Below are 20,870 nucleotides of genomic sequence, written 5' to 3'. Positions count from 1 at the left end.
ATGTAGCATCCGATATCGAAGACATCCTTGCATACAAACATCTCGAATTTTTGCGGTGACCGCCGACGTCAACGAATGGTGATTTCCGCCGCCAGACCGCCGCCGGCACGATTATAGAGCCGGAGCGACCCACCGATCTTGGCCGTCAGCTGCTGGGCGATCGCAAGGCCGAGACCGGTGCCGCCGGTCTCCCGGTTTCGGGATTGCTCCAGCCGGAAGAATGGCTGCATGGCGGCATCGAGCATATCGTCGGGGATTCCAGGCCCACGGTCCATAATCGTGATGACGATATCGTTATCTGGGCTGCGCTCGACGTTGATCTCGGCGGCGCCGGCAAACTTCAGCGCATTATCGATGAAGTTCGACAGAATGCGGCGAAGGACATGCGGCTTGGTGAAAGCGGCACCCTCAGCCAGGCCGACGACGGTGACGGCCTTTCCAATGTCCTGGTAGTCGTAGGCTATGCTGTCGATGAAGGAGGCAAGGTCAATGCGGGCATTCTTCTCGCCATTGCCGTGCGCACTGCGCGCATAGGCTATGCCGTCCTGGACGAGGCGCTGGATCTCGCCGAGATCATGCACCAGCTTGTCCCTCTCCGGCGACTCCTCCGCCATGTCGGCGCGCAACCGCATGCGGGTGATCGGCGTCTGCAGGTCATGCGAGATTGCCGCCAATATCTGGACGCGCTCTTCGAGATAATGGGCGATCCTTTCCCGCATCGCGTTGAAAGCCAGCGCCGCATGCGCGACCTCCCTCGGCCCCGCCTCGCTCAAAGCCGGACCGTCCTTGTTCGGATCGAGTGCATCGACGGCGGCGGCAAGCTCGCCAAGCGGCCGGATCGCCTGGCGAACCGCAAACCAGGTACAGAGGATGAGCAGCGCCATCTGGACGACGAAGACATAGGGCAGCCACGCGGCGATCGGCATGACGCCCTTCGGTGTGACGTCGATTGTCAAAGGGCTTCCGTCGCTCAGCGTCAGATGCGCCTGCAATCGGTTCACATCGCCAGGAATTCGTTCGATACGGATTGGGAAGCGGTGCCCGATCGCCTCCTCGATCTTTCCTGAGATCTCCGCCCCTTTGCTTGATGTGTCAGGCACGCCGGGAAGGCCGGGTCCGAGCACGAAACGATAATTGCCGCGGCTCAGCCGGTCGAGCAGGTCGCCGCGTTCCGCGGGAGGAAGCCGATCGAGAACCGCGATCGATGTTGCCACGTCGTTTTCCAGCGTGCCGAGCATCACCGCCTTGGCCGACATGGTGCGCTCCATATAGAGCACACTGAAGGACAGACCGTAGGCCAAGGCAAGTCCGATCAGCAGGATCAGGAAGATCCGCGACCGCAGTGTGCTCGGCCACGTCAGGCCCGAACGCAATGGGATTGCCGCCTTCATCGGCGCGGCTCCGATATTTCGACCGGAATCGAAAACACATAACCTTCGCTGCGCACCGTCTTGATATAGGTCGGTTCGCGCGCATCGTCGCCCAGCCGCTGACGAAGGCGGCTGACCAGGAGATCGATCGATCGATCGAAGAGATCGGCGTCACGGCCCTGCGTCAGGCTCAGAAGCTGGTCGCGATTGAGCACTCGCTGCGGATGATCGATGAAGACCCGGAGCAGACGGTATTCGGCGCCGCTGAGCGCAATCGCCGTCCCTTCCCTGTCGAGGAGATGCCGCGCGACCGTATCGAGCTGCCAGGCGCCGAAAGTCAGCAACTGTCCGGCCTCGCTGATCTGCAGGTTGGGCGGCAACATGCGCGTCCGCCGCAGCACCGCTTTGATGCGGGCAAGAAGCTCACGCGCAGCAAAGGGCTTGGGAAGATAGTCGTCGGCGCCCATTTCCAGTCCGAGGACCCTGTCCATTTCGTCGGTGCGGGCCGTCAGCATCAGGATCGGGATCGCCTTGTGCCGGCCGGCGCGAAGCTCGCGGCAGAGCACCAGCCCGTCGTCACCGGGCATCATCACATCGAGCACGATCAGGTCAACGGCATTGGCTTCGAGAAAACTGCGCATCTGCCGCCCGTCCGCGGCAACGCTGGTGCGCAACCCATTCTTCTCAAGATAGCCCGATACCAGCTCGCGGATTTCGCGATCGTCATCGACGATCAGGATATGATCGACATGATCCATATTTCCCTATTCCCCAACGATAGAAGCGGCCGCGCCGGTCGCTTCGTTCCCGGCCGAAGCGACAGACGCGAGCTACGCATATTCCGCCGGCCGGAGCAACGCGGCTCTGCAACCGGCATCGTCGACCTAGAAGCGATCGACGTCTATGACCGCCTGCGCAAAAGCCTGCGGCGCTTCCTGAGGCAGATTGTGGCCAATGCCGCCGCCAATCGTGCGATGCTCGTATTTTCCGGAGAATTTTCCGGCATAAGCGGAAGGCTCGGGATGCGGTGCGCCGTTTGCATCGCCCTCCATGGTGATGGTCGGCACCGAAATGACAGGCGTTGCGGCGAGCGTCGTCTCGTAGGCATCGTACTTGGCCTCACCTTCAACAAGCCCCAGGCGCCAGCGATAATTGTGAATGACGATGGCGACGTGGTCGGGATTGTCGAAGGCAGCGGCCGATCTGTCGAATGTCGCATCGTCGAAATTCCACTTCGGCGATGCCGTTTGCCAGATGAGCTTTGCGAAATCATGGGTGTTGCTCTCGTATCCCTGACGACCGCGTTCGGTGGCAAAATAGAACTGATACCACCAGGCAAGTTCGGCCTTCGGCGGAAGCGGCTTCTTGTTGGCCTCCTGGCTGCCGATCAGGTACCCGCTCACCGAAACCATCGCCTTGCAGCGCTCGGGCCAGAGCGCCGCCATGATATTGGCGGTCCGCCCGCCCCAGTCGTAACCGGCAATCACGGCCTTCTCGATATCGAGCGCATCGAGAAGCGCGATCATATCGGCGGCGAGCGCTGACGGCTGGCCGTTGCGAGGTGTGCCGTCGTCCAGGAAGCGCGTCGTCCCGTAACCGCGCAGATAAGGCACAATCACCCTGTAGCCTGCCGAGGCAAGCAGCGGTGCGACATCGACGAAACTGTAGATGTCATAGGGCCAACCATGCAGCAGCAATACGACAGGGCCATCCGCCTTCCCCGCCTCGGCATAGCCGATGTCGAGCACACCTGCCTTGACCTGTTTCAGCGCTTCGAAGGACGTGTTGGTTCCGGCCTTTACATCAGGCAGGGATGCGGCGGGCGCCGACTGGGCGGCGGCCGTGCCGGCCACGCCGAACTCGACCGCCGCAAGGGCGACTGCCGTCATGCCGAAGAAACGGCGGCGGTGATGGTTGATTTGCTCTGACATCGGTCTCTCCTGTCGAATGGATCTCGGTCCCGAAAAGGCGCTTCGCATGTATCCCTGATATGTCGCGAGTCGTCGATTTTGAATATGCATGTAGCTTCCGGCCGTCAGGATACAGTTTGATACAATCGCGCCGCCGGAGCGACACATAGGTTCGCCCGCAGCCGTTTTCACCGCTCTCCGCCGCCGCACCGGCACGTTGTGTCGCTCTGTATCGCCGCCGGTCGGCTGCAACACTTCGATACATTTTCCCGCAGAACCGGACACACCGGGGATACGTCGGCCCGGCCATATCCCCGCCGTTGCTGGTTCAGGCCCCATCGCCGTCCAGAGCCCGATCAATCGGTTTCAAAGGAAACGATGATGACACTTCTGATCATTGCCTATCTCGGAGGCGCGCTGACGATGCTCAGCCCTTGCATCCTCCCCATCCTCCCCTTCGTCTTCGCCCGCGCCGGGCAGCCCTTCGTCAGAAGTACGCTGCCGATGCTGGCGGGCATGGCCACCACCTTCGCGCTGGTCGCCACACTGGCCGCGGTCGGCGGCAGCTGGGCCATTCGCGCCAACGAATATGGCCGCCTTGCCGCCATTGTCCTGCTCGCGCTCTTTGGCGCCAGTCTGCTTTCGCCGCGTTTCGCAAGCACGCTTGCCCGACCAGTCGTCGACCTTGGCAACAATCTTATGAACGCCACCGGCGGCGGGCGCGGCACCACTACCGTGAAGAGCGCGCTTCTTCTCGGCGTCGCCACCGGCCTGCTATGGGCCCCCTGCGCCGGTCCAATCCTCGGCCTCGTGCTGACCGGAGCTGCGTTGCAGGGCGCCAATCTGCAGACGACCTTGCTGCTGATCGCTTATGCCGCTGGTGCTGCAAGTTCGCTTGCGGTCGCCCTGGTTGTCGGCGGCAAGCTCTTTGCCGCCATGAAGCGCTCCCTCGGGTTTGGCGACCGGATTCGCCAGGTACTCGGCGCTGCCGTACTGGCAGGCGTCGCCGTCATCGCGCTCGGCCTCGATACCAGTCTGCTCGCCCGGCTCTCCTACGCCAGCACTGCATCGCTGGAACAGGCCGTGCTCGACAGGCTGCATGCAAAGCCGCTGAGTGGCGCATCTTCCGAGCTGGCGAACAACGAGGTGATGATTGCCGCAGCTGACGCGAAGAAGCCCTTTCGTAGCGACTTGCCAGTCGAAGGCCCCGCCCCTTCGCTCGAAGGCGCGGTCGAATGGCTGAACTCTGAGCCTCTCACCACGGGACAGCTGCGAGGCAAAGTCGTGCTGGTCGACTTCTGGACCTATTCCTGCATCAACTGCATTCGTACGCTCCCCTATATCAGGGCCTGGGCCGAAAAATATGCGGATCAGGGTCTCGTGGTGATCGGCGTCCACGCCCCGGAATTTGCCTTCGAGAAGAAGATCGACAACGTCAAGAAGGCGATCGGCGACTTCCAGATCGGCTATCCCGTGGCGATCGACAATGACTACAGCATCTGGCGCGCCTTCGAAAACAGCTACTGGCCTGCCGCCTATCTGATCGATACCAAGGGCCAGATCCGCTACCACCATTTCGGCGAAGGCAATTACAACAGGACCGAAAAGGCCATTCAGGACCTGCTGCGCGAAGCCGGCAGCCAAACGACGGCAAGTGCGCCGGTCGTGCCGGATGCCAGGGGCGTGGAAGCAGGTCCTGATCTCGGCAATATCCGCTCCGGCGAAACCTATCTCGGCTACGAACAGGCGGCGAACTTCACCTCTCCAGAAGGGCTGCAGGCAGACACGGCGAAAAACTATTCGATCGCCGAACCCGGCCTCAATGGCTGGGGCCTGTCTGGAACCTGGATCGTCGGCCGGGATCAGGCGACGCTTGATCAGCCGGGCGGCGGCATCACCTATCGCTTCAGCGCCCGCGATCTGCATCTCGTTCTTGGGCCTGGCGCCGGCGACAAGCCGATCCGCTTCCAGGTGAAGATCGACGGCAAGGCGCCGGGGCTCGACCACGGGTCAGACGTCGATGCCGACGGCAACGGCACGGTGACCGCGACCAGGCTTTACCAGCTCGTCCGCCAGTCCGGCACGGTCGCCGCCCGAAACTTCGAGATCCGCTTCCTCGAACCCGGCGTGCAGGCCTATGCCTTCACATTCGGCTGAACCTGAAACGCACCACTATCCCAATCATCAACAACGACCCAAAGGAGTGATACCCATGAACAAACGTCTTATTTTCACCGCAGCCCTTGCGTTTGCCACGACCGCCATCGCACTCGCGGCGGAGGCTGCCGCGGTCAAGAACATCGTGATCGTCCACGGCGCGCTGGCCGACGGTTCGGGATGGCGCAAGGCGACGGACATTCTCGAGAAGCGCGGCTTCAACGTCACCATCGTCCAACAGCCCATCACCTCGCTCGACGACGATGTGGCGGCGACCAAGCGGGTCCTCGACCTTCAGGATGGACCGGTCCTGCTCGTCGGCCACAGCTACGGCGGCATGGTGATCACCGAAGCCGGCAACGATCCCGCGGTCGCGGGCCTGGTCTATGTTGCGGCATTCCAGCCTGACAAGGGCGAAAGCCTGCTCAGCCTCGCCAGCTCGAAGCCCGCCGGCAGCATGGATATAAAGGAAACGAAGGACGGCAAATATCTCTATCTCGATCCGGGCGCCTTCGCCGCGGATTTCGCAGCCGACCTTCCACAAGCCGAAGCCGATTTCATGGCAAAGTCACAGGTCTTCGCCGCAAAGCAGGCGTTCTCTGCCAAGATCAATCAGGCTGCGTGGCGGACCAAGAAAAGCTGGTCGATCATCGCCACCGAGGATCGCTCCATCAACCCCGAGCTGGAACGTGACATGGCAAAACGTGCCGGCAGCGGCGTGACTGAAATCAAGGCAAGTCACGCCGTCTTCGCATCGCAGCCGGAAAAGGTCGCCGACGCCATTGAAACGGCCGCCAAGCAAGCTGGCGAGTGACCATCCCATCTGACTTCCGATCACCGATCGGAAGAAGAGACGCAAGAACGGAATGCCCCTCCCCATAATGGAGAGGGGCAACGATATTTACTGGTTGGCAGCCACCGGCCGAACCAGCGCCGTCACGCGGCGGATGGTGACGCGGCGATTTTCCTGTTCGGGGCCTGACGTGTTGACCTTCAGATATTGCTCGCCATAGCCCTGGGTCGCCAAGTTCTCCGGCGGGATGCCGTAGACGTCGGAGAGCACGTTCGCGACTGATTCCGCCCGCTGGTCGGAGAGGACCAGGTTGCTCTGATCGGTTCCGACGGCATCCGTATGACCCTCAATCAGGAAGGTTTCGCTCGGATCCTTTTTCAGCACCTGGCTGATCGCGTCGGCAACCTTGCGCAGGGTGCGCGCCTGCGTCATCGGGATATCGGCGCTGCCGGTCGCGAAGGTGATGGTGTCGAGGTCGATGCGGCGCACCTTGTCGCGGATACGGGCCGAATACTTCACCTCGTCAAGCGAGTAGACACGCTCCACCGGCTCGACGGGCGGCTCGCTCAGGAACTCGTAATAATCCCGGTCCGGGTCACTGCGAGTATCGATGATGTAATCGTTGAGTGGTACGCGCAGCCGCATCGGCGGCAGGTCGGCACCCGGATCCTCGAAATAGTCGCGGTCCGGATCGTCGTAGAGGTCCTGCGAATAATAGAGCACATGCTCGCGCCCGCGGGCATCGACGCGCGACCGCTGGATGATGTCACCGTAGCGGTTGCGGATCGTCACGATGCGATAGCCTTCCGGCCGCACGATCGTCTCGCGGTAGCGGTCGCCCGAAAGCTCCTCGTAGCTCGGCCGCTCGCCGTCGCGCAGGAAGCGCCTGTCGTCGTCGCCGCGCACGATCGTCCTGTTGGCGTACTGGATGATGACGCGGTTGTCGTCATGGCTGTCGCTGACCTGCGCGCCGTCAGGACGGACGAATTGCGGTCGCTCTTCAAGCTTTCTGCCCTTCTCGCTGGTCACCGCTTCGAGCTTGACCGGCGCCGGCGCTTTGGCGCCGGTGGCGGCCTGAGCATCCGCATCCGAGGTCGGCATTTTCACCTCCTGGGTCTCGGCGCGCATCTTGTCGCGGTCGCGGCGCCCTTCCCGGCCCTTGCTGCGGTCGGCATCCTTGTCGCTGTCGAGCACCGCCGCACCGTTTTCGACCGGCAGCACGACGGTCTCGTTGCTCTTGGCCGGATCCGCAGCAATCTTCTTGCGGCGCTCCAGCTCTTCGGGTGAAACCTTTTCCGGCGCCGGAATGGCCTGCTCCACCTGCTGGCCGCCCTTGGCATCGGGCAGTGGCTGCGCAGTGTCAGTCGCGGGCGCAGCCGGCTGTTCGCCGGCGGGCTGTTGACCGGCAGGCTTTGCCGCGGTGCCGTCCTTCGGCTTTTCGGCGGGTGCGGCCTCTGGTACCGCCGCCTTATCTTCGGTCGGCTTGCCTTCGGTCGGCTTGCCTTCGGTTGCCTTATCTTCAGTTGCCTTGCCTTCGGTCGGCTTAGCCGCGGGTACTGCCGTTTCGCCCTTTCCCGGCTTCTTCTCAGCCGGTGCTTCGGCGGCGGGTTTTGCCTCCGGCTTGACTTCGGGTTTGGCCTGCTCCTCGGCCGGCGTCACGGCTTCGGGAGCCGCAGTCTCGGCCTTGCCCTTGCCTTTATCCTTGCCTTGGGCCTTGTCCTGCCCTTTGGCCCGCTTGCCGCCTTCCGGCTTGGCTTCCGGCTGCGCCTGCTCCGTCTCCGGCTGCGCTTCCTTTGCCGCCGGCTGCTGTTCGGGCTGCGGCTGAACCTCCGGCTCGGCCTGCTTCTTCGGCTTTCTCGGCTTCTCCTGCGTTACCGGCTGCTCCTGCTGCGGCGCGGCCTCCGGCTTGGCCTCGGGTTGGGCTTCCTGCTTGGCCTTCCGCTCGGGTTTGCTTTCGGCCTGCGGGGCGGGTTTTTCCTTCGGCGCTTCGGCCTTCGGCGGTTCCGGCTCTGCCTTGGGTTCGGGCGCCGGCGCCTCCTTGCGCTCGGCCTTCGGCTTCTCGGCGGGCGCCTCCTTCGGCTGCTCGGCGGCCGGCGCCTTTTCGGCCGGAGCCTCTTCCTTCTGCTTGCGCTTCTTCTTCAGCAACTCCTCCTCGGAAGGCGCATCCTGTGGCGCATCCTGCGCCACCTCGAAACTGCCTTGCTCGACTTGCCGTACGGACTGAGCCTGAGTCGTGACGTCGCGCGCGGCGGCCATTGCCGATGCCGGCTGCAGCGCCAGCGAGAGGGATAGCAGCGGGAAGGCTGCGCTCGCAAACAAACTTGATTTCTTGCCCATCGGGTTTCCTCGATCCTGTTTGAGCTTCCTGAAGGCCGACAGGCCCTGCTTCCGCCCCTAACGTCGCAATGAGGCGGAACGGCGAAATGGCAATCGCCGAGCCGCCGATTTGTTCCAGTTCTAGGAAGCCGCGGATTAACCTCGCGTGAATGTTGCAGTCTGCCGACGTTCATCTCCCCTGCTATTTGCACCGCCCAATTGCGATGGGATTTGTGTTGCAATTCCATGAAAAAAGTCTGATTATCGCCGCAAGGCGGTCTCAGCACCGTTGAACTGCGGCCGTCAGCCCAACAGAAAAAGGAGCGACGGCTACCAACAGAGAGGATCCTCATGCTTAACCCTACCCGTATCTTCGCGGCAGCCTCGATCGCGGCGATGTCCCTTTTTGCCGGATCGGCCATGGCCGATGGCGAGAAATATGTGATCGGCACCGATTCGACCTATCCGCCCTTCGAATTCGTCGACGCCAGCGGCACGATCCAAGGCTTCGACATCGACATCACCAAGGCGCTGTGCGCTGAGATGAAGGCCGAATGCACCTTCGTCAGCACCGACTGGGATGGCATCATCCCGGCGCTCAACGCCAAGAAGTTCGACATGATCGTCTCCTCCATGTCGATCACGCCGGAGCGTCTGAAGCTCGTCGACTTCTCAAACAAGTACTACAACACCCCGCCGGCCATTGCCGTGCCGAAGGATTCGACGATATCGGACGTCGCCGGCCTCAAGGGCAAGGTGATCGGCGCGCAGACCTCCACGACGCACGCCAACTACGCCGAGAAGCATCTCGCCGACACCGAGCTCAAGCTCTATCCGACTGCTGACGAATACAAGCTCGACGTTGCCAGCGGCCGTGTCGACGCCGTCATCGACGACGTCGTCGTTCTTTCCGAATGGGTCAAGTCCGACGCCGGCGCCTGCTGCAAGATCCTGACGATCCTGCCGGTCGACAAGGAAATCAACGGCAACGGCGCAGGTATTGCCATCCGCAAGGGCGACCCGTTGAAGGAAAAGCTGAACACGGCGATCGCTGCGATCCGCGCCAGCGGTGAATACAAGAAGATCCAGGACAAGTACTTCGACTTCGACGTTTACGGCGAATAAGAAAATCGTTATCTGGCCGATGAAGGTAATGGCGGAAGGCTTGCTCTTCCGCCATTTTTGTTTGACAAAGATGGCAAGATCAAAACGGCAAAAGCCGTGAGGGGAATTCTCGCATGGGCGGATTATTTTCCGCGCTGGGCTCCTTCTGGAGCTGGATTGTGCACATTTTCGATCCGCTGTGCGGACCCGTTGGCATCTTCACTTGGTTGGGTCGGTCGACGATCCTTGCCTGTGGCGATACCGGCTGGGGCGACGAGATCGCGCTTGGCCTGCAGGTCACCGTTTCGGTGGCGATCGTCACCCTGCCGATCGGCCTCGCCATCGGCTTCCTGGTGGCGCTCGGCCAGCAGTCGGAGGAAAAGCCGCTGCGGCTGGCGGCCGGCATCTACACGACGATCTTCCGCGGCCTGCCGGAGCTTCTGACGCTCTTCATCATTTACTATGGCATGCAGATGCTGATCCAGTCTCTGCTGAGCTTCGTCGGTTATTATGGGCCGCCGATCGAGATCAACGCCTTCCTCGCCGGCGTCATCGCGCTTTCGGTCGTCTTCTCCGCCTACTGTTCGGAAGTACTGCTATCGGCCTTCCGCGCCATTCCCAAGGGTCAATATGAGGCAGGCGACGCGCTTGGGCTGCATCGCGGCCGTACGCTACGCCTCATCGTCCTGCCACAACTCGTGCGCATCGCGCTGCCGGGCCTGACGAACCTCTGGATGGTGCTGCTGAAGGACACCTCCTACGTCTCGATCATCAGCCTTGCCGATATCCTGCGCCAGACGAGCGTCGCGGTGCGGGTGACCAAAGAACCCTTCTTTTTCTATGGTCTGGCCTGTTGTCTCTATCTGGTGCTCGCCATCCTCTCCTCCTTTCTGCTCGTCTATGTCGAGCGTTGGGCCAAGCGTTCGGAGATCCGTCGATGAGCTACGCCGAAACGCTGATCCAACCGCAGCCCGCGCCCCGTGCGGTGATGAAGCCGATGACGCCGGCCCGCATGGCCGGCTATATTCTCGTGGCCATCTGGGCTGTGCTCGCAGCACTTCTCGTCATTTCCGTCATCAATGGCTGGGATCCGGAAAAATTCATCCGCTACGGGCCGCGTTACCTCCACGGCCTCGGGGTGACGCTGAGCCTCGTTTTCATTTCCGTCATCTGCGGCGCCATCCTATCGCTGCCGCTTGCCGTGGCGCGCATGTCAAAGAACCGTCTGCTGAATGCGCTGGCCTACGGCTACATCTATTTCTTCCGCGGCACGCCGCTGCTTGCCCAGCTGTTCCTGGTCTATTACGGCCTCGGCGTATTCCGGCCGCAGCTTGAGTCCGTCGGTATCTGGTGGTTCTTCCGCGATGCCTGGTATTGTGGCCTCTTTGCCATGACCATCAATACCGCGGCCTACCAGGCGGAAATCCTGCGCGGCGCCATCGAAAGCGTGTCGCATGGCCAGCACGAGGCGGCCGCCGCTCTCGGCATCCACAAGTTCATCGCCTTCCGCAAGATCATTTTGCCGCAGGCTCTCATCGTCGCACTTCGCCCTTACGGCAACGAGATCATCCTTCTGATCAAGGGCTCGGCGGTCGTCGCCATTATCACGGTGCTCGACTTGATGGGCGAAACCCGCTATGCCTTCTCCCGCACTTTCGACTACCAGACTTATCTCTGGGCGGCGATCTTCTATCTCACCATCGTCGAGGCCTTGCGTCATCTCTGGGCCTGGTTCGAGCGCCGCCTGACCCGGCATCTCAAGCGCTGATGCGTGACGCCGAAAACTGTGTCGCGGCTTTGGGACAACGGCATTCATCAAACAAGAGCCAGTTTGGCAGCACTCTCGGAATGCTGCTGCCAAACCATTGATATTAAAAATAAATTGTCCTTTTACGAAGTATCTGTAAAGCTTCCGTTAACCACTCGCATGTTTCCATATCATCTAGCGCTAATAAGCGCGCGAGTGGGAACAAGAAGAAGTGGAATACGATGCACAAGGACATGGAAAAACAACTGAAGGGCTATGGTCTGACGACCGCCCAGATCCTCTATCATCTGCCGGACCACCCAGTGATCCTGCAGACTTATGTCTGGCAGGATTACGACCTCGCCCCCGACTTTCCCGAAATGCGCGGCTTCCTGAAATTCTGGGAAGAGAAGCTGGACGGGCCACTGCATTCGGTGCGCTACATCCACCGCAAGCTGATCTCGCCAACCGAGTGGCGGGCACTGAAGGGCGAGTTCATCCTGCACTGATCGGCTCTGGAGCATAATGCCGAAAAGTATGAACGGTTCAGGCGATATGTTCTGACCGCGTCAGACATGCGCCTCGCCATGGCCGAATTCGCCTTCGTCGCGATCCCGGCGAAGCGCGAAACCGAGAATGCCGAGATAGAAGGCGACGACGATGGCAATGACCGCAAGGCCGGGAACCGGCCCGAGTGCGGCATTGTCGATGACGTAGCTCCATGACTGCGCCTGCAACGCCGGCATGCCTTCCGTCTGCAGTTTCGGCGTCGAGATCTTCAGGCACCAGGCGAGCAACAGGATGAAATACATCCAGCCGTAATTGCGTTTGAGCCGGCGGTGCATCGCCTCTTGATAGCTGAGCAGGAAGCGCGGCTTGCGCAGGCTGCTGGCGACCACCACCGCCCATTCGCTGCCGGCATTGGCATCGGGCGCCAGGATTTGCGCGAAATAGCAGCGCTCGATCTGGCGAATGCGGGCGCGATAGATATCGAAGAAGCGGTAGCGCCGCGCCTCTATCATCAGAAGCAGGGTCACCAGCATCATCCCGAACAGCAGCACCCCATGATGCGAGGTCGGTGTCGACAGCGACACCGAGAGGAGTGCGGCGACCACGGTGATCGCCCAGTTGGACGTCCGGTCGATGCGGTCGCGCCAGCTCGTCATCCGCCCGAGTTCACCGCGGTAATAATGGCTGAGCGTGTTGGTGATCTCGCCTGGTGTACTAGGCAGCAGGAATGCCCGGCCGGCATCTTCTTCCCTTGCCGATGATATCCTCTCTGGCTCCGTTTTCATGGCCTTTCCTCCCTTGGTCTTCTTTTCGGCTATTCTGCGCCCGCAATCGCGCCATTGCAAAACATCGAAAGCCGTCTTAGACGCATGCCTGAAACAAAAGGACGGCCTGAAACAAAAGGACGACGGACTGCGATGGCAAAGAAGACCGACGAAGAAGCTCTTGGCGAGGCCTATAACCGCGCGCTGGCGCTGGAAAAGGCCGGCGATGTCGATGCCGCCGTTGCAGCCTATCAGGAAGTCCTGGCAATCGATCCCGACGATCACGGCGGTGCGGCCGTGCGCATTGCCGCGATGGGCCGCGGCGAAACGCCGGTCAAAGCGCCCGACGCCTATGTCGAGACCTTGTTCGACCAGCATGCCGAGGTTTTCGAGGACGTGCTGGTCGAGCAGCTCGGCTATCATGTGCCGATGCTGGTGCGCCAGCGCCTGCAGGCGCTGAAGCTTGGACCGTTCAAGCGGCTGCTCGATCTCGGCTGCGGCACGGGCCTCACCGGCGGCGCGCTACGCGACCTCTGCGCCGATATGACCGGCATCGACATATCGGAGAAGATGGTCGAGATCGCCCATGAGAAGGATCTCTACGAGACGCTGTTCGTCGCCGAGGTCGAAGATTTCCTCGACGACAACGACGAGGAAGCCTTCGACATCATCGCCGCCACCGATGTGCTGCCCTATCTCGGCGCGCTCGAACCGCTGTTCTTCGGCGCCGCCGAGAACCTGACGCCGGGCGGCCTATTCATCTTCTCCTCGGAAACCCTGCCCGAGGAAATACTCGCCGGCCGCGCCTATATGGTCGGCCCGCACCAGCGCTTCTCCCATGCCGACGCCTATGTGAGAGAACGCCTGACGGCCACGGGTTTCGAACTCGTCGAAATATCGGATATCAACGTGCGCATGGAAGACGGCCAGCCGACACCCGGCCATCTGGTGATCGCCCGGTATATTGGCTGACGCCGACACCTGATATATTGGCTGACGGAATACTTGCACGATTGGCGAAGTATTTGTTGCAAAATGTGTCGCGACCAGATAGTTAGTCGATCGGTAAAGTTTACCGCAACGATAGGAAAGGTCGCCGCATGTCGCTCGTGCTTTATGGGCATCCGCTCGCCTCCTTCTGCCACAAAGTGCTGATCGCGCTTTATGAAAACGCTACCCCTTTCGACAATCGCATCGTCGATCTTTCCGACGAAGCCTCGCGCGCCGATCTCTTTCGCTTCTGGCCGATCGGCAAGATGCCGCTGCTGCGGGACGAGGCGCGCGACAGCACCATTCCCGAGACATCGATCATCATCGAATATCTCGAGCAATATTATCCCGGCCCCGTTCGCCTGCTGCCGCTGGAGATCGACCGGGCGCTGCAGGTCCGTCTCTGGGACCGCTTCTTCGATCTCTATGTCCAGGCACCGATGCAGACGCTGGTCAGCAATCGTCGGCGCCCCGAGGGCACGGCAGACGAAACCGAAGTGGCCGCCGCCAAGGCGACACTCGCCACCGCCTATGCAATGATTGAAAAGCAGCTCGCCGACAAGCAATGGATATCAGGCGACGGCTTGACCGTGGCCGATTGCGCAGCGGCCCCAGCGCTCTTCTATGCCGAGACGCTGATGCCCTTCACTTCGGAGCAGCCAAACCTTCATGCTTATTACGATCGGCTGCTCGCCCGGCCATCCTTTCGACGGGTGCTGGAAGAGGCACGCCCCTACTTCAAATTCTATCCCTATAAGGAAAGGCTTCCGGCGCGCTTTCGGGATGCGGCCGGATGATCGAAAGCCAGGCGGATCTCGACCGCATGTTCCACGCGCTCTCCGACCGCAGCCGCCGCGGTATGATCGACCGGCTCGGTCGCAGCCCCGCCTCCGTCACCGAACTGGCGGCGCCGCTTGCCGTTGCCCTGCCGACGGTGCTGAAACATCTGCAGGTGTTGGAGGAAAGCGGTCTTGTCCTTTCCGAAAAGGCCGGTCGCGTGCGCACCTACCGCCTGCAGCAGGACGCGCTTGCCACCGTGGAGCGCTGGGTGGAACAGCGAAAGATCCAATGGACCACCACCTTCGACCGCCTCGACCAATTTCTTGCTGATGAACCGGAGACATTTCCCGAATGACGACACCATCCGCCGAACACGCCACTCTCGTCATCGAGCGTCACCTGAAGGCGCCCGTCGCCCGCGTTTTCCGCGCCTGGTCGGCGCCAGGGGCCAAACGCCAATGGTTCGCCTGCCACGGCGAATGGGTGCCGCTGGACTACGAGCTCGATTTCCGCCCCGGTGGCACGGAACGGAACTACGTCGCCGATACTGACGGCCTTCTGCACGCCTATGATGCCCATTACATCGATATCGTGCCCGATGCCCGCATCATCTATGCCTATGAGATGAAGCTTGGGGAAAGCCGCATCTCCGCATCGCTGACAACCGTCGCCTTTGAAGCCGAACCCGGCGGCACGAAAATGGTCTTCATCGAACAGGTGGTCTTCCTCGACGGCTACGCTGACAACGGCGCTCGCCTCCAGGGCACCGAAATCGGCCTCGACAATCTGCAACTCTTCCTCGAGCGCGAGGAAAGCCCGATCCACTGACACATGTCGCCAAATCAAGTTCGGTGCGACGCGTTTCAGGCGATATTGCCAAACCTCAAGCGCTGCTAGGTTTTTTTCGGGCGCCGGCGGGGCGAGCGGCAGCCCGCGTTGATGTGTTGAGTGCGGCGGCGGCGCAAACGAGCGCCTTCAGTGCCTGCTCGTTGATCTCATCGCCCTCATGGAAGTCGATGGCGCGCCTGGTATTGCCGTCAAGGCTGGAGTTGAAGAGGCCTGAAGGGTCCTCCAGCGATGCGCCTTTGGCGAAGGTCAGCTTCACCACGCTTTTGTAGGTCTCGCCGGTGCAGATGATGCCGGCGTGCTCCCAGACCGGAACGCCTCTCCACTTCCATTCCTCGATCACGTCGGGCTCGGCCTGCCGGATCAGAGTTCGGACCCGGGCGAGCGTCTCGCCTCGCCAATCACTCAACTCCTCGATTCTCGCGTCGATCAAACGAGAAGGAGAGTCTCCGTCTTTCTCTTCGCTGGTGCCGCTCTTCTTCATGGTTGCCATGGCTTTCTTCATCAATATCGCTCCTCCATCCCTTAAGTGCTGATGACCTATAGCACCGTGCGTCATTTTGGACGCACAAAGGACGCTCTAACGCTTTAAATCGACGCATCCGCTTACATTCGTTCACCGGGCAATTGGCTGGCTTGCTCCACCCAGGCGGCGAGCTGAGCCTCGTCGAGTTGGTCTTCCTCATGGATGTGGAAGTAACGCACTTCCTTTTGCTTCGACTCGCCGGGCGGGATGGGACTGAGCGACGTGCCACGAAAGAAAGCGAGTTTGATGTATTTCGCGAAGCAATGGACACCGAGGAACCAGCCCTGCCCTTCCATGCCATAGAGCGGCGAGTTCCATTTCACGGCCTTATACACCCCCGGCGCCGTGCGCGTGATGAGCGCATCGAGGCGATGCCCGATGTCGCTTTTCCAGCCCGGCATGGCGGCGATGTAGGCTTGCACGGGAGCGTCGCCGTAGCCCTTGGCGATCTGAGGGTTGCCGCCCGAGAGAAGGGTCGGCCCAGCGGTATCCGGCGTGGCAGCTGTCTTCTTCGTAACCTTCGCTGCGGTCTTGGATGTCTTCCCGGACATTGCCTTCACTCTTACCCTCCGCTGCGTCCCGCGCTGCGCCACTTGGTGGCATACGGCAGCGCGAACAAGTAGAGACCAGTGAGCAGGAGCAAGGTCAGCGGCAGCAGCGCCATGATCCCCACCCAGACGGATAATTTCTCCTGCACCATCGCGATGATATTAATTATGACGGCTAGCGTAAAGGCAATGGACAGCCAACGGTGGATCTGCCGAAGCCGGTTATTCCAATTCAACGGAGCCTCCTGCGAAAACGAGACGAAGCGGATGGCGTGATCCGTTTGGGCGCGGCCTCACTCTATCCGCGCCAGGACCTGCTCGAGATTTGCAAAGAACCGCTCCCACCCGCTCCTGGCGCCCCCGTAGGCCTGCCGCTGATCCGGTCGGAAGCCCGACTGCTCCATACGCAGCTGCGTGCCCGCGCTTGTGGGCGTGAGAGTCCAGGTGACGACGCTCGCGAGATCATAGGCAGCCCAGGTGTAAGATAGGGTTTTGTTCGGCTCGACTTCCAGGACCTGGCAATCGACAGAGCCCCAATCCGCGCTCAGCTTGAAACGGTGTTCCACGACCGGCACGAAGTCGTTCTTCATCAGCCAGTCCGCGATCAGATGTGGCTGGGTGAGCGCGCGCCAGATCTTTTCCGGCGGAAAGGGGATTTCTCGTTCGACGACGATGGAACGAGTCTCGGTAGATATTTCGGTCATTGGTCCATCCTTTTCAGTAGATCTTCCAGCTGGTCAAATCGATTTTGCCAAAAGCCGGCCATCTCACTTGTCCAGTCGACCAGCGGCGCCAGCGCACCGAGCTGCGCGCTGTAATGCGTCTGGCGACCTTCGTGACGATCACGCACCAATCCGGCCTGTTTCAGGATTCCGAGATGTTTTGAGACGACCGGTTGCGAGACCCCGGCCCGAGCCGTCAGAGCCCCGACCGTCTTTTCTCCTTCGCGGCACAGCCGTTCGAAAAGACCCCTCCGGGTCGGATCGGCGAGCGTTCTGAACAGCACGTCTTGGGTGTCCGACATCTACAATCCATATCCTGTTGGCTATAGATTAACGTATAGCCATGAAGGTATGAGTGTGTCAAGCTGGACGTGGGGCGAGCTAGGGAAACTATTGTTGCTGATTTTGACGCGTGCCGCAGCGCATCTCGACAGAGACGGCTGATTCCCTCATACCCATGCGGCTATACATCTTCGCCATTGGTGATGCATGCTCGTACCGACACGCCTCGTCTATGCCGAGGTCATGTAGCGTCGCGAATAGCCTTGGGATCAACCGCCGCTGTCGGTGCCGAGGATCGCGGCAAGCAGTCGGCCCTCCAGCTCGGCAAGGCCAGGATGGCCGTGCCGGCGCGGATGCGGATAGGGAATGGGAAGATCGAGTGCGATCCGCCCCTCGTCGAGCACGACGACCCGGTCGGCGAGATGCACCGCCTCGCTGACATCATGGGTGACGAGCACGGCGGTGAAGCCGAGTTCGCGCCAGACACGGTTGATGAGTTCCTGCATGCTGATCCGCGTCAGCGCATCCAGCGCGCCGAGCGGCTCGTCGAGCGCCAGCACGCCCGGCCGGCTCACCAGCGCCCGCGCCAGTGCCACGCGCTGCCGCTGCCCGCCGGAGAGCCGCGCCGGCCACTCCCCGGTTTTTTCGCCGAGCTGGACTTCGGCAAGCACGGACTCAGCCGCCTTCGCCGCAGCCCGGTTGTCGATGCCGTCTCCGAGCCCGACAACGACATTGTCAGCGACGCTGAGCCAGGGCAGCAGCCGCGGCTCCTGGAAGACGATACGCGCGTTCGGCCTCACCTGCGCGCCATCGGCATCCTCGAAATGCAACGCGCCGGCACTCGGCTCGTCGAGGCCCATCAGGATGCGCAGCAGCGTGCTCTTGCCGCAGCCGCTCTTGCCGATCACGGCGACGAACTGGCCGGCCGGAATAAGCAGATTGATGCCGCGCAGCACGCGGTTGGCCCCAAAACTCTTTTCAAGCCCCGTCAGGCTGATCGCCGCGGGCGCACTACGACCGCCCGCGGGCGCGCTTTCGCGCGTATAAGCGGGCTCGTCGGCGACGGCGTGAAAACGCTCATGCGCGATCGATGTCATGGCGTCTCTCCTATTTCTGATAGACCGGGTTCCAGGCGAGCAGCCGCCTCTCAAGAATCCGGGCGATGACATCGGCAAGCTTGCCGAGCACGGCATAGATGACGAGGGCGAGCACGACGACATCAGTCATCATGAATTCGCGGGCATTGTTGGCCATGTGGCCGATGCCTGAGGATGCTGCGATCGATTCCGATACGATCAGCGTCAGCCACATAATGCCGAGCGCATATCTCAGGCCGACGAAGATCGACGGCAGCGCGCCTGGAAAGATCACCTTGCGGAAGAGCGTCCAGTTGCCCATGCCATAGACCTTGCCCATCTCGATCAGATCGCGATCGACATTGCGCACGCCGTGATAGGTGTTGAGATAAACGGGGAAGAGCACGCCGAGCGAGGTGAGAAACAGCTTCGATTCTTCGCCGATCCCGAACCACAGGATGACGAGCGGGATCATTGCCAGGTGCGGAATGGTGCGCAGCATCTGCAGCGTGGTATCCGTCAGCTGCTCGGAAATACGCGATACGCCATTGGCGATACCGAGCAGGAAGCCGATCGAACCGCCGACGAGAAGGCCGGCAAAGGCGCGGCCGGCGCTCACCAGCACGTCCTTCGGCAACTGGCCGGAAACCGTCGTCGACCAGAAGGCGAGGCCGACATCGGCCGGCGACGGCATGATGCGCGACGAGATCCAGCCGGCCGAGGAGGCAAGCTGCCAGAACGCCACGGTCGCCACCGGCACCAGATAGGGCGTCAGCTTCTCCAGGCCGGGCAGTGGCAGGCGGAACCCCGCCTTCCCGGCCTTTTCGGAAGTGACCGACCGTATAAAGGGAGTATCGAAAGTCGACATGCATTGTCCTCGCGCTTATCGGGAGCAGGATGTCGCAAGCCCTAAGCGGCTTGCGACGGCGTCACGCTCTGCGTCTTCGTTCGAGATCAGGAGCCGGAGACGACTTTCAGATTGCCGCCATGGCTTCCGCCTGCGAAGACTTGCTTGCGGCCGAACTCGTTGTTGAAACCAAGGCGCTGCTGGTTGCGGGTAATGCCGAGCTCGGGGAAAAGCAGTTCGGCGACGCGATAGGCCTCTTCGAGATGCGGATAGCCGGAGCCGATCACCGTATCGATGCCGATCTCCTGATACTCGCGAAGGCGCGCAGCCACCGTCTTCGGCGATCCCACAAGCGCCGTGCCCGCACCGGCACGCACCAGGCCGACACCGGCCCAGAGGTTCGGCGAGACTTCGAGCTTGTCGCGGCGCCCGCCATGAAGGGCGGCCATACGCTTCTGGCCGACCGAGTCGGACTCGTGGACGAAGCGCTCCTGCGCCTCGCGGATCGTATCGTCGTCGAGATGGCGGATCAGCCGCTCGGCGGCCTCCCATGCCTCATCATCGGTTTCGCGCACGATGAAGTGCAGACGAATACCGAAGCTCACCTCGCGGCCGCGTTCGCCGGCGGCTTTGCGCACGTAGGCGATCTTCTCGGCAACCTGTGCCGGCGGCTCGCCCCAGGTCAGGTACTTGTCGACACGGCCGACGGAGAAATCGATGCCGGCATCCGACGAACCGCCGAAATAGAGCGGCGGGCGCGGGTTCTGCACCGAGGGAAAGCCGAGACGCGCATTGGTCGCCTTGATGTATTTGCCGTCGAAGCTTGCCGTTCCCTTTTCCAGCAGTTCCTCAAAGACGGTGAAGAACTCTTCGGCATGGGCGTAGCGCTCGTCATGCTCGAGATGGATGCCATCGCCGGCGAGCTCCGCCGGGCTGCCGCCGACGACGATGTTGAGCAGCAGCCGGCCATTGGAGATACGATCGAGCGTCGTTGCAAGACGCGCGTAATAGGCAGGCGACGCCGTGCCGGGGCGGATTGCCACCAGGAACTGCAGCTTCTCGGTCTTGGCGGCAAGGGCTGCCGCCGTCACGAAGGACTCCTCGCAGGCAACCCCGGTCGGCAGCAGCACGCCGGAATAGCCGAGCCGGTCGACGGCCTGGGCGATCTGCGTAAGGTAACCGATTTCCGGCGCGCGGTTGAGCTCGGAGGAGCCGAGATAGGTGCCGTCGCCCGATGTCGGGATGAACCAGAGGAAATTGATGGGCTCAGATGTGCCTGTTTGGGAGGTGGTGGTCATGGAAGACGGTCCTTTAGCTACGGAATTCGCGGTCGAGATGGCTCTCTGCACGTGACGACGCACAGACCGTCTGCCCGCATGACGCCGCCGCACGGATGCTTGGGAGGATCATGGTGGTGGCGGAGGCTGTAGTAAGGCCGGCTGTCTGACTGTGCGTGAGCATCTGAAATGTCCCTGTCGATCGGATGGCGGCTGGCCGATACTTTTCGGTATCCGCTCCGATCGAGAGGATACTGACATAGACCAGTAATTAGATCGACAATATCAATTTGCTATTGTAATCC

General features: G+C 61.5%; 23 protein-coding genes. 10 read left to right on the top strand and 13 right to left on the bottom strand.

The annotated features are described in order from the left end of the window. Positions 1 to 68 precede the first annotated feature (68 nt). From ACS4RR_RS13030 to ACS4RR_RS13020, 3 genes are all read right to left on the bottom strand, one after another. The gene (locus tag ACS4RR_RS13030; RefSeq protein ID WP_456188882.1) at positions 69 to 1,391 is read right to left on the bottom strand and encodes a sensor histidine kinase; all 1,323 of its coding nucleotides are present in this window, start codon (positions 1,389 to 1,391) and stop codon (positions 69 to 71) included. Further along, positions 1,388 to 2,128 carry a response regulator gene (locus ACS4RR_RS13025; protein ID WP_170261080.1) on the bottom strand — a complete coding sequence of 247 codons (741 nt, stop codon included), beginning with the start codon at positions 2,126 to 2,128 and terminating at the stop codon, positions 1,388 to 1,390. The genes ACS4RR_RS13030 and ACS4RR_RS13025 overlap by 4 nt, the downstream gene beginning before the upstream one ends. Before the next feature lie 126 nt (positions 2,129 to 2,254). After that, positions 2,255 to 3,301: an alpha/beta fold hydrolase gene (locus tag ACS4RR_RS13020; RefSeq protein WP_222294624.1), complete on the bottom strand. Its 1,047-nt coding sequence runs from the start codon at positions 3,299 to 3,301 to the stop codon at positions 2,255 to 2,257. A 360-nt stretch (positions 3,302 to 3,661) separates the two neighbouring features. On the opposite strand from ACS4RR_RS13020, the gene ACS4RR_RS13015 reads away from it, so the two are divergent. Both ACS4RR_RS13015 and ACS4RR_RS13010 read left to right on the top strand, forming a co-directional pair. Then, the gene (locus ACS4RR_RS13015; protein ID WP_260298811.1) at positions 3,662 to 5,437 is read left to right on the top strand and encodes a cytochrome c biogenesis protein DipZ; all 1,776 of its coding nucleotides are present in this window, start codon (positions 3,662 to 3,664) and stop codon (positions 5,435 to 5,437) included. Between the two features lie 55 nt (positions 5,438 to 5,492). Next, entirely contained in the window at positions 5,493 to 6,251 is a 759-nt protein-coding gene (locus ACS4RR_RS13010) for an alpha/beta hydrolase (RefSeq protein ID WP_017964602.1), read from the top strand. Between the two features lie 87 nt (positions 6,252 to 6,338). Here ACS4RR_RS13010 and ACS4RR_RS13005 read toward each other — a convergent pair whose 3' ends face one another. Beyond that, positions 6,339 to 8,567, bottom strand: a complete 2,229-nt coding sequence (locus ACS4RR_RS13005; protein ID WP_017964603.1) for an OmpA family protein — start codon at positions 8,565 to 8,567, stop codon at positions 6,339 to 6,341. A 330-nt stretch (positions 8,568 to 8,897) separates the two neighbouring features. On the opposite strand from ACS4RR_RS13005, the gene ACS4RR_RS13000 reads away from it, so the two are divergent. From ACS4RR_RS13000 to ACS4RR_RS12985, 4 genes are all read left to right on the top strand, one after another. After that, positions 8,898 to 9,671, top strand: a complete 774-nt coding sequence (locus ACS4RR_RS13000; protein WP_017964604.1) for a transporter substrate-binding domain-containing protein — start codon at positions 8,898 to 8,900, stop codon at positions 9,669 to 9,671. Between the two features lie 113 nt (positions 9,672 to 9,784). Continuing rightward, a complete protein-coding gene (locus ACS4RR_RS12995; protein ID WP_017964605.1) occupies positions 9,785 to 10,591 on the top strand; it encodes an ABC transporter permease in 807 nt (268 codons plus the stop codon). Then, the gene (locus ACS4RR_RS12990) at positions 10,588 to 11,418 is read left to right on the top strand and encodes an ABC transporter permease (RefSeq protein ID WP_017964606.1); all 831 of its coding nucleotides are present in this window, start codon (positions 10,588 to 10,590) and stop codon (positions 11,416 to 11,418) included. The genes ACS4RR_RS12995 and ACS4RR_RS12990 overlap by 4 nt, the downstream gene beginning before the upstream one ends. 221 nt (positions 11,419 to 11,639) lie before the next feature. Further along, positions 11,640 to 11,906: an usg protein gene (locus ACS4RR_RS12985; protein WP_017964607.1), complete on the top strand. Its 267-nt coding sequence runs from the start codon at positions 11,640 to 11,642 to the stop codon at positions 11,904 to 11,906. Between the two features lie 60 nt (positions 11,907 to 11,966). Here the strand turns inward: ACS4RR_RS12985 and ACS4RR_RS12980 are convergent, their stop codons facing one another. Continuing rightward, positions 11,967 to 12,692 carry a DUF2270 domain-containing protein gene (locus ACS4RR_RS12980; protein WP_017964608.1) on the bottom strand — a complete coding sequence of 242 codons (726 nt, stop codon included), beginning with the start codon at positions 12,690 to 12,692 and terminating at the stop codon, positions 11,967 to 11,969. Between the two features lie 132 nt (positions 12,693 to 12,824). On the opposite strand from ACS4RR_RS12980, the gene ACS4RR_RS12975 reads away from it, so the two are divergent. The 4 genes from ACS4RR_RS12975 to ACS4RR_RS12960 all read left to right on the top strand — a co-directional run bounded on the left by ACS4RR_RS12975 (position 12,825) and on the right by ACS4RR_RS12960 (position 15,269). Beyond that, positions 12,825 to 13,643: a class I SAM-dependent DNA methyltransferase gene (locus tag ACS4RR_RS12975; protein WP_456188881.1), complete on the top strand. Its 819-nt coding sequence runs from the start codon at positions 12,825 to 12,827 to the stop codon at positions 13,641 to 13,643. Positions 13,644 to 13,771: 128 nt separating this feature from the next. Continuing rightward, the gene (locus ACS4RR_RS12970) at positions 13,772 to 14,458 is read left to right on the top strand and encodes a glutathione S-transferase family protein (protein WP_017964610.1); all 687 of its coding nucleotides are present in this window, start codon (positions 13,772 to 13,774) and stop codon (positions 14,456 to 14,458) included. Then, positions 14,455 to 14,796 carry an ArsR/SmtB family transcription factor gene (locus ACS4RR_RS12965; RefSeq protein ID WP_260110987.1) on the top strand — a complete coding sequence of 114 codons (342 nt, stop codon included), beginning with the start codon at positions 14,455 to 14,457 and terminating at the stop codon, positions 14,794 to 14,796. Before ACS4RR_RS12970 ends, ACS4RR_RS12965 begins: the two co-directional genes overlap by 4 nt. Further along, positions 14,793 to 15,269: an SRPBCC family protein gene (locus ACS4RR_RS12960; RefSeq protein WP_456188880.1), complete on the top strand. Its 477-nt coding sequence runs from the start codon at positions 14,793 to 14,795 to the stop codon at positions 15,267 to 15,269. The genes ACS4RR_RS12965 and ACS4RR_RS12960 overlap by 4 nt, the downstream gene beginning before the upstream one ends. Positions 15,270 to 15,324: 55 nt before the next feature. On the opposite strand, the gene ACS4RR_RS12955 is transcribed toward ACS4RR_RS12960, so the two are convergent. The 8 genes from ACS4RR_RS12955 to ssuD all read right to left on the bottom strand — a co-directional run bounded on the left by ACS4RR_RS12955 (position 15,325) and on the right by ssuD (position 20,586). Beyond that, positions 15,325 to 15,792 carry a DUF1801 domain-containing protein gene (locus ACS4RR_RS12955; RefSeq protein WP_017964613.1) on the bottom strand — a complete coding sequence of 156 codons (468 nt, stop codon included), beginning with the start codon at positions 15,790 to 15,792 and terminating at the stop codon, positions 15,325 to 15,327. Between the two features lie 101 nt (positions 15,793 to 15,893). Beyond that, positions 15,894 to 16,364, bottom strand: coding sequence for a DUF1801 domain-containing protein (locus tag ACS4RR_RS12950; protein WP_017964614.1), 471 nt, complete (start codon positions 16,362 to 16,364; stop codon positions 15,894 to 15,896). A gap of 11 nt (positions 16,365 to 16,375) precedes the next feature. After that, on the bottom strand, positions 16,376 to 16,597 hold the full coding sequence (locus tag ACS4RR_RS12945; protein WP_017964615.1) for a hypothetical protein: 222 nt from the start codon (positions 16,595 to 16,597) through the stop codon (positions 16,376 to 16,378). Positions 16,598 to 16,654: 57 nt separating this feature from the next. Beyond that, the gene (locus ACS4RR_RS12940) at positions 16,655 to 17,065 is read right to left on the bottom strand and encodes an SRPBCC family protein (RefSeq protein WP_017964616.1); all 411 of its coding nucleotides are present in this window, start codon (positions 17,063 to 17,065) and stop codon (positions 16,655 to 16,657) included. After that, a complete protein-coding gene (locus ACS4RR_RS12935) occupies positions 17,062 to 17,385 on the bottom strand; it encodes an ArsR/SmtB family transcription factor (RefSeq protein WP_017964617.1) in 324 nt (107 codons plus the stop codon). Before ACS4RR_RS12935 ends, ACS4RR_RS12940 begins: the two co-directional genes overlap by 4 nt. A 249-nt stretch (positions 17,386 to 17,634) precedes the next feature. Then, complete coding sequence (locus ACS4RR_RS12930; RefSeq protein WP_017964618.1) at positions 17,635 to 18,462, bottom strand: ABC transporter ATP-binding protein; 828 nt, start codon at positions 18,460 to 18,462, stop codon at positions 17,635 to 17,637. 10 nt (positions 18,463 to 18,472) lie between these two features. After that, positions 18,473 to 19,309, bottom strand: coding sequence for an aliphatic sulfonate ABC transporter permease SsuC (gene ssuC / locus ACS4RR_RS12925; protein ID WP_260110988.1), 837 nt, complete (start codon positions 19,307 to 19,309; stop codon positions 18,473 to 18,475). An 86-nt stretch (positions 19,310 to 19,395) separates the two neighbouring features. Beyond that, the gene (ssuD, locus tag ACS4RR_RS12920) at positions 19,396 to 20,586 is read right to left on the bottom strand and encodes an FMNH2-dependent alkanesulfonate monooxygenase (protein ID WP_017964620.1); all 1,191 of its coding nucleotides are present in this window, start codon (positions 20,584 to 20,586) and stop codon (positions 19,396 to 19,398) included. Between the last annotated feature and the right edge of the window lie 284 nt (positions 20,587 to 20,870).

The sequence above is a fragment of the Rhizobium zaerense genome, assembly GCF_051810725.1.
GTDB lineage: Bacteria > Pseudomonadota > Alphaproteobacteria > Rhizobiales > Rhizobiaceae > Rhizobium > Rhizobium leguminosarum_I.
The sequence above is the reverse complement of the archived record's forward strand: the minus strand, read 5'-3'. Positions and strand labels throughout refer to the sequence as shown.

Coding starts and splice junctions, on each gene's coding strand:
- ACS4RR_RS13000 (WP_017964604.1), top strand. CDS start 8,898: ATGCTTAACCCTACCCGTATCTTCGCGGCAGCCTCGATCGCGGCGATG.
- ACS4RR_RS12965 (WP_260110987.1), top strand. CDS start 14,455: ATGATCGAAAGCCAGGCGGATCTCGACCGCATGTTCCACGCGCTCTCC.
- ACS4RR_RS13030 (WP_456188882.1), bottom strand. CDS start 1,391: ATGAAGGCGGCAATCCCATTGCGTTCGGGCCTGACGTGGCCGAGCACA.
- ACS4RR_RS12950 (WP_017964614.1), bottom strand. CDS start 16,364: ATGTCCGGGAAGACATCCAAGACCGCAGCGAAGGTTACGAAGAAGACA.
- ACS4RR_RS13015 (WP_260298811.1), top strand. CDS start 3,662: ATGACACTTCTGATCATTGCCTATCTCGGAGGCGCGCTGACGATGCTC.
- ACS4RR_RS12940 (WP_017964616.1), bottom strand. CDS start 17,065: ATGACCGAAATATCTACCGAGACTCGTTCCATCGTCGTCGAACGAGAA.
- ACS4RR_RS12960 (WP_456188880.1), top strand. CDS start 14,793: ATGACGACACCATCCGCCGAACACGCCACTCTCGTCATCGAGCGTCAC.
- ACS4RR_RS12980 (WP_017964608.1), bottom strand. CDS start 12,692: ATGAAAACGGAGCCAGAGAGGATATCATCGGCAAGGGAAGAAGATGCC.
- ACS4RR_RS12935 (WP_017964617.1), bottom strand. CDS start 17,385: ATGTCGGACACCCAAGACGTGCTGTTCAGAACGCTCGCCGATCCGACC.
- ACS4RR_RS12930 (WP_017964618.1), bottom strand. CDS start 18,462: ATGACATCGATCGCGCATGAGCGTTTTCACGCCGTCGCCGACGAGCCC.
- ACS4RR_RS13025 (WP_170261080.1), bottom strand. CDS start 2,128: ATGGATCATGTCGATCATATCCTGATCGTCGATGACGATCGCGAAATC.
- ACS4RR_RS12995 (WP_017964605.1), top strand. CDS start 9,785: ATGGGCGGATTATTTTCCGCGCTGGGCTCCTTCTGGAGCTGGATTGTG.
- ACS4RR_RS12975 (WP_456188881.1), top strand. CDS start 12,825: ATGGCAAAGAAGACCGACGAAGAAGCTCTTGGCGAGGCCTATAACCGC.
- ssuD (WP_017964620.1), bottom strand. CDS start 20,586: ATGACCACCACCTCCCAAACAGGCACATCTGAGCCCATCAATTTCCTC.
- ACS4RR_RS12970 (WP_017964610.1), top strand. CDS start 13,772: ATGTCGCTCGTGCTTTATGGGCATCCGCTCGCCTCCTTCTGCCACAAA.
- ssuC (WP_260110988.1), bottom strand. CDS start 19,309: ATGTCGACTTTCGATACTCCCTTTATACGGTCGGTCACTTCCGAAAAG.
- ACS4RR_RS13010 (WP_017964602.1), top strand. CDS start 5,493: ATGAACAAACGTCTTATTTTCACCGCAGCCCTTGCGTTTGCCACGACC.
- ACS4RR_RS12985 (WP_017964607.1), top strand. CDS start 11,640: ATGCACAAGGACATGGAAAAACAACTGAAGGGCTATGGTCTGACGACC.
- ACS4RR_RS12955 (WP_017964613.1), bottom strand. CDS start 15,792: ATGAAGAAAGCCATGGCAACCATGAAGAAGAGCGGCACCAGCGAAGAG.
- ACS4RR_RS13020 (WP_222294624.1), bottom strand. CDS start 3,301: ATGTCAGAGCAAATCAACCATCACCGCCGCCGTTTCTTCGGCATGACG.
- ACS4RR_RS12990 (WP_017964606.1), top strand. CDS start 10,588: ATGAGCTACGCCGAAACGCTGATCCAACCGCAGCCCGCGCCCCGTGCG.
- ACS4RR_RS13005 (WP_017964603.1), bottom strand. CDS start 8,567: ATGGGCAAGAAATCAAGTTTGTTTGCGAGCGCAGCCTTCCCGCTGCTA.